General features: G+C 72.4%; 12 protein-coding genes. 4 read left to right on the forward strand and 8 right to left on the reverse strand.

All coding sequences use genetic code 11. The annotated features are described in order from the left end of the window. Positions 1-16: 16 nt before the first annotated feature. The 3 genes from metG to AC1MGR_RS14255 all read left to right on the forward strand — a co-directional run bounded on the left by metG (position 17) and on the right by AC1MGR_RS14255 (position 3,350). Positions 17-1,591 carry a methionine--tRNA ligase gene (gene metG / locus AC1MGR_RS14245; RefSeq protein ID WP_480232020.1) on the forward strand — a complete coding sequence of 525 codons (1,575 nt, stop codon included), beginning with the start codon at positions 17-19 and terminating at the stop codon, positions 1,589-1,591. Positions 1,592-1,679: 88 nt separating this feature from the next. Beyond that, a complete protein-coding gene (locus tag AC1MGR_RS14250; protein WP_480232021.1) occupies positions 1,680-2,459 on the forward strand; it encodes a TatD family hydrolase in 780 nt (259 codons plus the stop codon). Positions 2,460-2,531: 72 nt separating this feature from the next. Next, a complete protein-coding gene (locus AC1MGR_RS14255) occupies positions 2,532-3,350 on the forward strand; it encodes an MBL fold metallo-hydrolase (protein ID WP_108036137.1) in 819 nt (272 codons plus the stop codon). Positions 3,351-3,431: 81 nt separating this feature from the next. Here AC1MGR_RS14255 and AC1MGR_RS14260 read toward each other — a convergent pair whose 3' ends face one another. From AC1MGR_RS14260 to AC1MGR_RS14275, 4 genes are all read right to left on the reverse strand, one after another. Further along, entirely contained in the window at positions 3,432-4,295 is an 864-nt protein-coding gene (locus AC1MGR_RS14260; RefSeq protein ID WP_480232022.1) for an SGNH/GDSL hydrolase family protein, read from the reverse strand. 323 nt (positions 4,296-4,618) lie between these two features. Continuing rightward, positions 4,619-5,113 carry a hypothetical protein gene (locus tag AC1MGR_RS14265; RefSeq protein WP_480232023.1) on the reverse strand — a complete coding sequence of 165 codons (495 nt, stop codon included), beginning with the start codon at positions 5,111-5,113 and terminating at the stop codon, positions 4,619-4,621. An 89-nt stretch (positions 5,114-5,202) separates the two neighbouring features. Beyond that, positions 5,203-8,364 carry an efflux RND transporter permease subunit gene (locus tag AC1MGR_RS14270; protein WP_480232024.1) on the reverse strand — a complete coding sequence of 1,054 codons (3,162 nt, stop codon included), beginning with the start codon at positions 8,362-8,364 and terminating at the stop codon, positions 5,203-5,205. After that, on the reverse strand, positions 8,354-9,433 hold the full coding sequence (locus AC1MGR_RS14275; protein ID WP_480232025.1) for an efflux RND transporter periplasmic adaptor subunit: 1,080 nt from the start codon (positions 9,431-9,433) through the stop codon (positions 8,354-8,356). The genes AC1MGR_RS14270 and AC1MGR_RS14275 overlap by 11 nt, the downstream gene beginning before the upstream one ends. Positions 9,434-9,726: 293 nt before the next feature. Here AC1MGR_RS14275 and AC1MGR_RS14280 point away from each other — a divergent pair, with 293 nt between their 5' ends. Beyond that, entirely contained in the window at positions 9,727-10,656 is a 930-nt protein-coding gene (locus AC1MGR_RS14280) for a DMT family transporter (protein WP_480232026.1), read from the forward strand. A gap of 55 nt (positions 10,657-10,711) precedes the next feature. Here AC1MGR_RS14280 and AC1MGR_RS14285 read toward each other — a convergent pair whose 3' ends face one another. From AC1MGR_RS14285 to AC1MGR_RS14300, 4 genes are all read right to left on the reverse strand, one after another. Continuing rightward, entirely contained in the window at positions 10,712-11,035 is a 324-nt protein-coding gene (locus tag AC1MGR_RS14285; RefSeq protein WP_108036125.1) for a helix-turn-helix domain-containing protein, read from the reverse strand. Next, positions 11,019-11,393: a type II toxin-antitoxin system RelE/ParE family toxin gene (locus tag AC1MGR_RS14290; protein ID WP_480232027.1), complete on the reverse strand. Its 375-nt coding sequence runs from the start codon at positions 11,391-11,393 to the stop codon at positions 11,019-11,021. Before AC1MGR_RS14290 ends, AC1MGR_RS14285 begins: the two co-directional genes overlap by 17 nt. Before the next feature lie 80 nt (positions 11,394-11,473). Continuing rightward, positions 11,474-12,085: a flavin reductase family protein gene (locus AC1MGR_RS14295; protein WP_480232028.1), complete on the reverse strand. Its 612-nt coding sequence runs from the start codon at positions 12,083-12,085 to the stop codon at positions 11,474-11,476. Between the two features lie 10 nt (positions 12,086-12,095). Beyond that, positions 12,096-12,659, reverse strand: coding sequence for a nitroreductase family protein (locus tag AC1MGR_RS14300; protein WP_108036119.1), 564 nt, complete (start codon positions 12,657-12,659; stop codon positions 12,096-12,098). Between the last annotated feature and the right edge of the window lie 127 nt (positions 12,660-12,786).

A 12,786-nucleotide genomic window follows, 5' to 3' on the forward strand; every position in this document is an offset into this window, starting at 1 on the left:
CGGGGAACCCCTCGACGTGACCGCCACCGACCCGGAAACCGCGAAGACCTTCGGTCTCTCCACGGCGATCTCCTATCCCAACGGCGCGCCGCATATCGGCCATGCCTACGAGGTGATCGCCACGGACGCGATCGCCCGCTTCAAGCGCCTCGACGGCTACGACGTGCTGTTCTCCACGGGCACCGACGAGCACGGCGTCAAGATCCAGCAGACGGCGGCCAAGGCCGGAATCACCCCGCGCGCGCTCGTCGACGACATGTCCGCGCGCTTCCGCGCCATGGCCGAGGCCCTGGGCTGCAGCCACGACCGCTTCATCCGCACCACCGAGCCCGCGCACTATGCCGCCGCCCAGGAGCTGTGGCGCCGGATGGAGGCCAACGGCGACCTCTACCTGTCGAAATATGCCGGCTGGTACTCGGTGCGCGACGAGGCCTACTACGCCGAGGACGAGCTCGAGACCGGTCCCGACGGCGTCCCCGTGGCCAAGGCCACCGGCACGCCGGTGACCTGGATGGAGGAGGAGAACTTCCTGTTCCGGCTCTCGGCCTACCAGGATCGGCTCCTCGCCCTCTACGAGGCCGAGCCGGACTTCATCGGCCCCGAGACCCGGCGCAACGAGGTGGCGAGCTTCGTGCGCTCCGGCCTCAAGGACTTCTCGGTCAGCCGCACCAATTTCGACTGGGGCGTGCCGGTGCCGGGCCACCCCGACCACGTCATGTATGTCTGGGTCGACGCCCTGACGAACTACCTCACCGTCACGGGTTTCCCCGACGCCGCCGATCCGCGCCGGACCTTCTGGCCGATGGACCTGCACGTCATCGGCAAGGACATCGTCCGCTTCCACGCGGTGTACTGGCCGGCCTTCCTGATGTCGGCCGGCCTCCCCCTGCCCAAGCGCGTCTTCGGCCACGGCTTCCTGCTCTCCAAGGGCGAGAAGATGTCGAAGTCGCTCGGCAACGTCGTCGACCCGATGGACCTGATCGCGACCTACGGGGTCGACGCGGTGCGCCACTTCGTGCTGCGCGAGGTGCCCTTCGGCGGCGACGGCAACTACAGCCACGAGGCCATCATCACCCGCTACACGGCGGACCTCTCGAACGGCCTCGGCAACCTCGCCCAGCGCTCGCTCTCGATGATCGCCAAGAATCTTTCGGGGTCGGTCCCGGAGCACGGGGACTTCACCGAGGACGACCGGGCGCTGCTGGCCCTGGCCGACGGGCTGCCCGCCACCGCGCGGGCGGCGATGGACAAGCTCGCCCTGCACACGGCGCTGGCCGAGATCTGGGCCGTGATCACCGCCGCCGACCGCTACTTCGACGCGCAGAAGCCCTGGGTCCTTCGGAAATCCGATCCGGCCCGGATGGCGGCCGCGCTCTACGTCGTGGCCGAGACCCTGCGGGCCATCGGCATCCTGGTGCAGCCCTTCATGCCGGGCTCCGGCGCCAAGCTCCTCGACCTCCTGGCCGTGCCGGCGGACCGGCGCCGGCTGGCCGATGTGGGGGAGGGCGGTCGCCTGGTGCCCGGCACGCCGCTCCCCGCCCCCGTCGGCCTGTTCCCCCGCTTCGTCGAGCCGGAGGCGCCGTCGGCGTGACGACGGCGTCCTGGACGATCGCGTCTTGAGTGAACGCGTCTTGCGTGATCGCGTCCTGCCCACCCCACCGTTTTCCGAGCCCCGTTTCATGCTGGTCGACAGCCATTGCCACCTGGATTTTCCGAACTTCGCGGAGGATCTGCCCAACGTCCTGGCCCGCGCCCGGGCGGCCGGGGTGACCCGGATGGTCACGATCTCCACGCGGGTCGCCAAGGCCCGGACCTACGAGGCCCTGTCGGAGGCCCACCCGGAGATCTGGCACACCATCGGCACCCACCCGGACGGGGCGGGCGATGAGCCCGACGTGCCGACCGAGGCCATCGTGGCGCGCGCGCAGCATCCCCGCTGCGTCGGCATCGGCGAATCGGGCCTCGACTTCCACTACGACAACGCCGCCCCCGAGGCGGTGCAGGCGCGCGTCTTCCGCCGCCACATCGCGGCTGCCCGCGAGACCGGCCTGCCCCTGGTCATCCATTCCCGCGATGCCGATGCGGAGATGGAGGCGATCCTGGTCGACGAGATGGGGCGCGGCGCCTTCACGGCGGTCCTGCACTGCTTCTCGTCGGGCGCGCGCCTGGCCGAGGTCGGCGTCGAACTCGGCTTCTGCGTGTCCTTCTCCGGCATCGTCACCTTCCGGCGCTCCCACGACCTGCGGGCGATCGCCCGGTCGGTGCCGCCCGACCGCCTGCTGGTGGAGACCGACGCGCCCTTCCTGGCGCCCGAGCCGCATCGCGGCCGCACCAACGAGCCGGCCTACACGGCGGACACCGCCCGCGCCCTCGCGCAGACCCTCGAGATGGATGTGGCGGACTTCGCCGCGCTGACGACGGCCAATTTCCACCGCCTGTTCCACAAGGCCGCGGCCTGAGGCGGGCAGGGGGCTCGGATCGGGCGTGACAGGCCCCCGCCCCCTCCGATACCAACGGGGGCGGAGGTGCCGATGGGCGCATTGCGATTGACGATCCTCGGCTGCGGCTCGTCCGGGGGCGTGCCCCGCGTGGGCTACGGCTGGGGCGCCTGCGACCCGGCCGAGCCGCGGAACCGGCGCCGGCGCTGCTCGCTCCTGGTGGAGCGGCAGAGGGGCGACGGGAGCGGGGACGGCGCGGCCACCACCCTCCTGGTCGACACCGCGCCGGACCTGCGCGAGCAGCTGATCGACGCGGCGGTCCAGCGCCTCGACGCGGTGCTGTTCACCCATGCCCATGCCGACCACACCCACGGCATCGACGACGTCCGGCCCCTGGTGATCCACATGCGCCGGCGCATCCCGGTCTTCGCCGATGCCCGCACCCGCAGCCTGCTCGAGGCGCGGTTCGGCTACTGCTTCGAGACGCCCCCCGGCAGCGAGTACCCGCCGATCCTCGACATGCACGACCTGGCGGACGGGGCGGCGATGCAGGTGGACGGCCCGGGCGGTGCGATCACGGCCCTGCCCTTCGGCATGGAGCACGGCAACGAGGCGGCCCTCGGCTTCCGCTTCGGCCCGGCGGCCTACGCCCCCGACGTCAGCCTGATGCCGGAGGCGTCGCAGGCGCGGCTGCACGGCCTCGACCTGCTGATCATCGACGCCCTGCGGGAGACCCCGCACCCGACGCATTACTCGGTCTCGGACGCCCTGGCGCTGATCGAGACGGTGCGCCCGCGCCGGGCCATCCTGACCAACCTGCACACGGATCTCGACTACGCTACCCTGAGCGCCAAGCTGCCGCCGAACGTCGTGCCGGCCTATGACGGCCTGAGCGTCACGCTGGATCTCTAGGCACCTGGGATCGCTCGCGGCGCGCCGGACCTGCCGGGGGGAGGGCGGTCCGCCGCCTCGTCCCGGCCCCCTCGCCCGGCCTCAGTTCTGGCTGCCGGCCGCGTCCTGCGGCAGGCCCGCATTGGCCAGGAGCTGGGCCGTGGCGGCCCGGGCCAGGCGGTCGTAGCCGGCGTCGGTCATGTGCAGGCCGTCGGGCCCGATCATCTGGGTCGGGGAGAGCAGCCCCTGGGCGGCCCAGGCGCGCATCATCGCGTTGCGGCGGATCACCGGCACGTTGAGCTCGGTGGCGATGGCGTGCAGGGCGGCGCCGTAGGCCTCGGCCCCGTCGGTGGTCGAGAGCTTCTTGCACCATTGCTGGTCCATCAGGACCACGTCGGCGCCGGTGGCCCGCATGGCCAGGATGCCGGCGCGGGTGAGCTCGGCGAAGCGCGCGACGCTGACGCCGCTCATGGGGTCGTTGCTGCCGGTCTGCCAGATCACGAGGTCCGGCTTGTCGGCGAGCACGTCGCGCTCCAGCCGCCGGGCCATGGCCTCGGAATCGTCGCCGCCCTTGCCGCGGTTCAGCACGGTGACGGAAGAGTGCTCGGCGCCCGTCGCGTCGAGCCGCGCCGTGAGGTCGCGCTGGAGCTGGGCCGGGTAGGTGGTGGCCGGCGAGGAGGCGCCGGAGCCCTCGGTGGAGGACGAGCCGAAGGCCACGATGCGGACGGGCTGGCCCTGGGCGATCAGGCCGGCGAGGCGGGGCAGGCGGGCGAGCGCCCGGCGCGGGATGGCGGTCCGGACGATCGGTCGGGCCGTCTCCGTCGCCGCGGCCGGGGGCTGCTGCACCAGGGCGGTGCGCTGCGGCTCGGCCTGCGCGCGCGCCGGCGTGCCGGCGGCGAGCGCGACGGATCCGGCGGCCAGCAGGACCAGGCTCAGGGCAGCGGAGGGGCGCGCAAGGATCGGCATCGCATTCGCTTCGGAGAGGATCGAATCGGACGGGCATCCGTTCGCGTGGGGCCCGGTATCATGTATTATGGGGAGGAATTGTGACATCCGCCAGCGGTTTAGCACCCACGGCGGCCGTTGCGCGCCGGAGAACTGGCAACGGCGTGAATCGGCCGTGTGGAGATTGCATGAATACCCGGTGTCGGGAATGGGTGAACCCTTCGTAGCACGAGGCCCCTGCCCCGGTCCGACGTCCTCTGGTTCCATAATATATCTTATGCGAACGGCGTTCCCGGGGTCTGGACGGGGATCCGGGAGCGCCTTTCCCGGCCGTTTCCGCCGTCCTAGCGGACCCAGACCTTCACGGCGTATTCGGCGGCCGTGCCGTCCGGGTGGATGGTCAGGACGCGGGTGGTGTCGATGCCCTCGAAGCCCTCCTCCGTCTCGTAGGTCATCTGCAGGCCCGGCACCTTCCGGGCGTTGCACGGCGTCAGCGGCGAGCCCGGCGCGTAGCGCGGGAAGGACTCCGTCGGGGCGAAGCTCACGGTGCCGTGGCGCGGCGGCTCCAGGATGCGGGCCACCACCGGCCCCTGGGACGCGCAGTCCGGATAGAGGTAGGCGAAGAAGGCGATGCTCCGCGCCTCCCCCCTGGGCACCACCCGGGACAGGGGGAAGACCTGGATCGGCATCGGGTTGCCGGGCGTGGGATTGCCAGGTGTGGAGTTGCCCGGAACGGCCTCGGTCTCGGCCGGTGGACCCACCGGCACCGCGAGCGCCCGGGCGCCGGGCAGGGTCCAGAGGAGCGGGACGAGGAGGAGGGAGAACGGCGTCGGGCGCATGACGGGCTCCGGAGGGCGGGCCTGGCCGCGCCGCCGCCCCGGAATGGCGCGCCGGTCCGCCGAAATTGCGGCGGGCCGGCGCGGGCGCCTCAGGCGACCGGTTCGAGCGCCCTGCCCTCCGGCGTGCCGAAGCGCGCGAAGCGCAGGGCCAGGGTCGGCAGGATCAGGAGGTTGAGCACCGTCGAGGTGGCGAGGCCGCCGAGGATGACGATGGCCATCGGGCCCTCGATCTCGCGGCCGGGCTCGCCGGCCCCGAGGGCGAGGGGCAGGAGGCCGAGGCCGGTGACCAGGGAGGTCATCAGGATCGGCACCATGCGGTCGGCGGCCCCGAGCACCGCGGTGTTCCGGTCCCAGGGCTGCCCCTCCTCCACCACGAGGTGCTCGTAATGGACGATCATCATGATGGTGTTGCGCAGGGAGATCCCGAACAGGGTCACGAAGCCGACGATCGAGCCCAGCGACAGCACGGCGCCGGTGGCGAAGACCGCCAGCACCCCACCCACGAAGGCGAAGGGCAGGTTGACCAGCACCAGCAGGAGGTTGCGCAGGCTCCCCGTCACGATGGCCAGCAGGAGCACGATGCCGAGGCCGGCCAGCCCCGAATAGACCAGGAGGTCGCGCCGGGCCCGGGCCTGCGCCTCGGCCGAGCCGGCGAAGCCCACATAGGTGCCGGGGGGCAGGGCGACCTCGCGGGCGATCTTGCGCTTGGCATCGGCCACGAAGCCGGCGACGTCCCGGCCGGTCACGTTGGCGGTGACCGCCTGGACCCGCTGGGCGCCCTCGTGCTGGACCTGGTAGCGGCCGGAGGTCTCGTAGATGTCGGCCACCTGGGCGAGGCGCACCACCCGGCCGCCGGAGCCGCGCAGGGGCAGGTCGCTCAGGGCCGAGAGCCGGCCGCGGGTGGCGGAATCGAGGATGACGAGGACGTTGAACACCGCGTTGCCGGAATAGGTCTGGCCGACGATGTCGCCCTGGTAGGCGGTGCGCACCACCTCCATCACCTCGATGGCCGAGAGGCCCCAGTGGCGCAGGTCGTTGGGCCGCAAGCCCACATTGACCTGGGGCAAGCCCGCGGGAGAGCTCTGTTGAATGTCCACGGCGCCCCGCACCTCGGCGAGCTCGCGGGCGATGTCCCGGGCGGCGGTCTCGATGGCGCCGAGGTCGGTGCCGAAGACGTTGATCACCACCGGGGCGGTGAAGCCTGACACGGTCTCCTCGATCCGCTCGGTGAGGAAGGTCTTGAGGGAGAAGGCGGCCCCGGGGAAGCCCGCCATCACGGCCCGGATCCGGGCCTCCGCCGCCCCCTGCCCCGCCCCGTCGAGGCCGGGCTCCAGGTCGATGTGGATCTCGCTGTAATGGGTGCCGGCGGTGTCCTGCCCGGCCTCGGCCCGGCCGATCTGCGAGGCGACCGCCCGGATGCCGGGGATCTCCTTCAGGGCGGCGGTGATGCGGGTGCCGAGCCGCATCGATTCCTGCAGCGCCGTGCCGGGCGCGGCCGCCATGTGCAGGATCAGGTGGCCCTCCTTGAGGTCGGGCAGGAAGGTCGAGCCGAAGAACGGCACCACGGCGGCGCCCAGGAGGGTGACGAGGAGGCCGCAGGCCATGACGCGGCGCGGGGCGCGGTCGATCCGGGTGAGCAGGCGGGCGTAGTGGCGGCGGGCGGCGCGCATCACCGGCGGGTCCTGGGTCGAGGCCTCGCGCCGGTTCGTCAGCAGCCACATCGACAGGGCCGGGGTCACCGTGAGGGCGACCGCCAGGGAGGCCACCACCGCGAGGATGTAGGCGAGGCTCAAGGGGCCGAACAGCCGGCCGGCGATGCCCGACAGGGCGAGGACGGGCAGGAACACCAGCAGCACCGCGATGGTGGCGTAGGCCACCGCCGTGCGCACCTCCAGGATGGCATCGCGGATCACCCTGCCCTCGGGCCGCGGACCGCCGAGGCGGCGGTTCTCGCGCAGGCGCCGGACCACGTTCTCGACGCCGATCACCGCGTCGTCCACCACCTCGCCGATGGCGATGGCGAGGCCGCCCAGGGTCATGGTGTTGAGGCTCTCGCCGAGCGCCTGGAGCGCCACCACGGCGGCGATGAGCGAGAGCGGGATCGCGAGCGCCGAGATCACGGCGGTGCGCCAGTCGTACAGGAAGACGAACAGCACCACGACCACCAGGATGCCGCCGAGCCCGAGGGCCTGGAGCACGTTGCCGTTGGCGATGGCGATGAAGTTGGCCGGGCGGAACAGGTCGGCGTGCAGGGTCACGCCCTCGCGCTCCAGGGCGGGGCGCAGGTCCTCCAGGGCCGCCTCGACCCGGGCGGTGACCGCGCGGGTGTTGGCGCCGTACTGGGCGCCGACCATGAGCAGCACGCCGGGCCGGCCGTCCACCAGGGCGGCGCCGATCGCCGGCTCGCCGGTGGCGACCACGGTGGCGACGTCCGCCAGGGTCACGCTGGCCCCGCCCTCGTTGATCAGCACCGTGCGGGAGACCGCCTCGGGGCTGAGGGACTGGCCGTCGGTCTGGAGGGCGATGCGCTGGTTGGCGGTGTCGACGAAGCCGGCCCCGCGCACGCCGGTGGCCTTGCGCGCGGCGGCCAGCACGTCGTTGACGCCGATGTTGAAGCGCACGAGGTCGTTGGGGCGGATCTGCACCTGCAGCGAGCGCACCGCGCCGCCATAGACCGAGACCTGGGCGATCCCCGGCACGGCGAGGAGGCGCAGGCGCACGGTCCAGTCCGCCAGGGTGCGCAGGTCCATGTCGGAGCGGCTCCGGGTCGTCAGGCCCACGAGCAGCACCGTGCTGGTGGCGGAGGTCAGCGCCGTCATCGCCGGCGGCAGGACGCCCTGGGGCAGGCGGCCGGCCAGCGCCGTCAGCCGCTCGGTGACGAGCTGGCGCACCCGGTAGATGTCGCTGCCGGCCCCGAAGGTGACGGTGATCACCGACAGGCCCTGGATCGAACTCGAGCGCAGGGAGACCACCCCCGGCAGGCCGTTGACCGCGACCTCCACGGGCTGCGTCACCAGCACCTCGACCTGTTCCGGGTTGAGGCCGGGGGCCTCGGTCTGGATCACCACGGCGGGGGGCGCGAATTCCGGGAAGACGTCGTACTGGGCGTCCGCCAGCACGACGAAGCCGTAGGCCGCGAGCGCCAGGCTGAGCGCCAGGACGATGCCGCGGAAGCGGACCGCGAAGGCGACCAGGGCCGCCTGCGGGCCGCGACCGCCCGGCCCTTCGGGCCCCCTCGCCTCAATCGTCATCGACGCCGCCCGAGACCTGGAGCTGGCTCTTCATCTCCTCCGAGAGGAGCGCCTGCGCCCCCGAGAGCACGATCTCGGTGCCGCCCGGCAGGTCCTCCACCACGTAGGCGTCGGCCGACATCGGCGGGTCGGCCTTGAGCCGGTGGCGGGCGAAGGCGTCGGGGCCCACCGCCCGGTAGATCCAGGCCGCCCCCTGCCAGTGCACCACCGCGTCCTCGGGCACGCTGAGGCCGGTGACGCTGCGGTCGGCCGCCAGGAAGGCCAGCATGCTCATGCCGGGCAGGAAGCCGCTGTCGCCCGGCACGGTGTAGAAGAAGCTCAGGCCCTGGATGCGCGGATCCGTGCGGGTGGCGGGCGAGACGTAGGCCAGGGCGACCCGGGCGCTCTGGGGCGGCACCTCGGCGAAGGCCGCCGCCGGCGGGCCCTTCAGGCCCTCCCCCGGTGGCAGGGTGACCTGCACCAGGAAGTTCGTCCGCTCGATCAGCCGGGTGACGATGGGCGAGCGCTCGACGATGGCCCGGCCGATCACCGGCCCCCATTCCTGCTGGGCGGTGGCCGAGAGGGTGCGCACCTGGGATTCCGCCGCCGCCAGGGCGGCCTGGTCGGTCTGGGCGGTGCCCTCGGCGGTCTCGACCTGCACGGTGGTGGCGTATTGCCCGAGCGACTTCGCCCGCTGCAGGGCGCTGCGCGAGACCTCGGCGCGGGCCTGGGCGGTCTGGAGGGCGGCCCGGGCGCTGGCATAGGCGTTGGTCAGGTCGGTGACCCGGGCGAGGTCGAGGACGCTGCCATAGGCCTGCAACTCCTCCCGGTGCTCGGCCAGGGGCCGGGCCTCGGTGGCGATGCCGATGCGGGCGCGCTCGGCGGCCGAGAGGCGCACCACGGTGCGGCCCTCCTCCACGGCGGTGCGCTGGGCCGGCAGGTGCACGGGCCTGGCCGGACCGGGGCGGGCCTGGAGGGCCTCGAGGCGCTCGCGGACCTCGCCGAGGAGAACGCCGCCCTGGGGCGAGGCGGCGAGGCCGCCGAGGCCGGCCGCCAGCACGCCGACGAGAAGGAGCGATCGCCACGTCACCGGATGTCTCGCCCTCCCCCTGGCCCGCGACCGTGTCGCCGCTGTGGTCCGCCCGGCATAACCGTGTTGACCCGCAGAGGGAATCGGCCTGCGGACCGATACCGGGGGATGGGGACGGCGCCGGTTCTGCGCCGGCCCGCCCCCGCCGCTCGCGGGCCGGCGGGCGCGGGCCGGCGTGCGCGGATGGAATTCGATGGCGGTGTTGCGCCGGACGGCCTGTCCCCGCGGGGACAGGCGGGCTATCCCCCGGTCGCCGGCCCCGAGCCCGGCCCGAGCCCAGGGAGATCCGCCCCATGCGCGTCCCGGAGACGCCCGCCGGACGCGCGGCCGAGCCGGCGGCCACGGCCTACCCGCTCCTCGTGTTCACGATGCTGCTCTGGGGCGGCAACGTGGTGGCGAGCAAGTGGGCGGCGGGCGAGGTCTCGCCCCAGGTGCTCACCTGCCTGCGCTGGGCCTTCGCCTGCCTCGCCCTGGCGCTGCCGGCCCGGGCCGGCTTCGTTTCGGAGTGGGACCGGCTGAAGCGCCACTGGGCTTACGTGCTGCTGATGGGGGCCTGCGGCTACACCCTCTACGCCAGCCTGTTCTACGCCGCCGGCCTGTTCACCAGCGGCATCAACATCGCCCTGTTCCAGGGGTCGATCCCGGTCCTCGTCATCCTGATCAACTATCTGGTCCACCGGGTGGCGGTGACGGGGGCGCAGCTCCTCGGCGTGGCCGTGACGCTCGCGGGCGCCGTGGTGGCGGCGACCCACGGCGACTGGCGGGTGCTCGCCACCTTCGCGTTCAACCGGGGCGACGTGCTGATGCTGGTCGCCTGCGTGCTCTATGCCGGCTACACCGTGGCGCTCTCGCGCCGGCCCCGGGTCTCGGGCCTGAGCTTCTTCGCCGCCGTGGCCCTCTCCGCCTTCGTGACCTCCCTGCCGCCCCTCGCCGCCGAATGGGCGCTGGGCCACACGATCTGGCCGACGCCGAAGGGCTGGGCCATCGTGCTGTTCGTGGCGCTCGGGCCCTCCCTCATCGCGCAGCTCGCCTTCCTGCGCGGCGTCGAGCTGATCGGCCCGAACCGGGCCGGCCTCTTCGTCAACCTGGTGCCGATCTTCGGGGCCGGCCTCGCCATCCTGCTGGTGGGCGAGCCCTTCCGCTGGCACGACGCCCTGGCGCTGGCCCTCGTCATCGGCGGCATCGCCATCGCGGAGCGGCTGGGGCGGCGACGGGTGGCCTGAGCCGGCGCGGCATCGGACGCTACGGCCCACGCGGCGACACCGAAGAAGGGGTGCTTCAGGCGAGAACCCGCAACCCGTGCTTCTGAACGACGCTCAGCAGCTTGAGCGCCATCCCGCTCGGCCGCTTGGCGCCGGTTTCCCACTTCTCGACGGTGCTCTCGCTCGTGTTGAGGTAGCGCGCGAAGACGGGCTGGCTGACGTTGTTGGCCTCACGGATCTGCTTGATTTGAGCAGGCTCGATGTCGCTCGGAACGGCCAGATGACGCGCATCAAAGTCGCGCATCGTCGCCTTGTCGAGGGCGCCGACCTTGTGAAGCATGGCAGCGGATGTGTGGAGCGCCTCGGAGGCCGCGCTCCTGAACCTAGCTTTCGTCGCCATGGCAAATCTCCGTCATGTCCCTGTCCGCAATGAGTTCGGCAAGCTGCTTCTCGGTCATCGCCCCGTAAGCCTTGGCGAGGGTTCGAAAGTCCTCCAGTTCGTCGTCCGCGATGTTTGCTTTGTCCTTCTTGGCGAACAGGTAGGCGAAGATCCAGTATCGACCTCCCTTCGCCAGGATGATGCTACGATGCCGGTTCTTGTCCAGGCGCTTCTTGAAGACGCCACCGCCCAGATCGTCGGCCTGACCTCGCGACACATCCCGGATCGCCTCGCACAGCGCGTCGTCCGGGATGCGAGCCTTCCGAGCGGCTCTGGAAAACCATGCCGTCTTGAAGGTTCTGGGGATATCGGCAGCCATCCAAAAAAGTAGCACCAAGTGCTACGGAAATCAAGGATTGGCGGACATGCGCCCGGCTGACGTAAGGGGAGGCCGGACGCCTACCCGCCCCCGCCCGCCGGACGGCGCAGCTCGAACCGGGTCTCCGGTTCGGCGGTGAAGTAGTCGAAGTAGCCGCCGCGCAGGATCGGCCGCATGGCGCCGGTGTCGACGAGGCCGTCGCGGATGAAGCGGTCGTCGATATAGATCGAGACCACCTGCCCGATCACCAGGAAGTGCGAGGCGTCGCTGCCATCGAGCGGCGTCAGCGGCACGGTCTGCAGCCACTTGCACTCGAGCGCGGCCGGCGATTCGGCGACCCGGGGCGGCCGCACCTTTCGCGAGGGCGCCGGGGTCAGGCCCGCATAGGCGAACTCGCTCTCCCCGCGGGGCAGGGGGGCCGAGGTGGCGTTCACCGCCTCGCGCAGGTCGTAGGTGGCGAGGTTGCAGACGAACTCGCCGCCCTCCTCCGCGAAGGTCATCGCATCCTTGCGCCCGGCCGAGGAGAACATGACCATGTCGGGCCCCGCCGCCACGGCGTTGAAGTAGGAATAGGGCGCGAGGTTCACCGCGCCGTCGCGGTTCATCGCGCTGATCCAGCCGATCGGGCGCGGGGCGACCAGGGCCTTCAGCGGGTTGTGCGGCAGGCCCTTGGTCTCGGCGTCGTAATGCATGGGGTGCCCCTCAGAGCCGGGTGACGATGTCGGCGAGCGCCGGGCGGGGCCGGTCGGGCGGCACCTCCTGGGCGCGACCGATATGGATGAAGCCCGCGAGGCGCTCGCCGGGGTCGAGGCCGAGGACGTCGAGGATGCGGGAATCGTAGGCGAACCACTCGGTGAGCCAGGCGGTGGCGTAGCCCGCGGCGTTGGCCGCCACCACGAGGTTCATCGCCACCGCGCCGGCCGAGAGAACCTGCTCCCATTCGGGGATCTTGATGTGCGGGCCGGCCCGGGACACCACCGCCACCACGAGGGGCGCCAGGGCGAGGCGGTTGCGCTCGAGATCCAGGCGGGCGGCGTCGGCCTCCGGGTGGTCGGCGGCATAGGCCGCCGCGATGCGCGCGCCGATGCGGGTGCGGGCCTCGCCCGCGATCACCAGGAAGCGCCAGGGCGCCAGCTTGCCGTGGTCCGGCACGCGCGCGGCGATGGTGAGGAGCGCGTCGAGCTCGGCGGCGTCCGGGCCCGGCCCGTCCAGGCGGAGGGGCGGGACCGAGCGGCGGGTGCGCAGGAGATCGAGGGTGGCGTTCATGGCATCCCTGGAGCAGGATCGGGCGAGAGAGGCGGGACCGCGGACGACCGGCCCCCAGGCGCGGTGCGGCCTTGCCGCCGCCATGGTCCGGTTCCAGAGGGCGGGCACCGGGCGCGGCGGCCGTCCG

It is taken from the genome of Methylobacterium sp. BI1 (assembly GCF_056680125.1).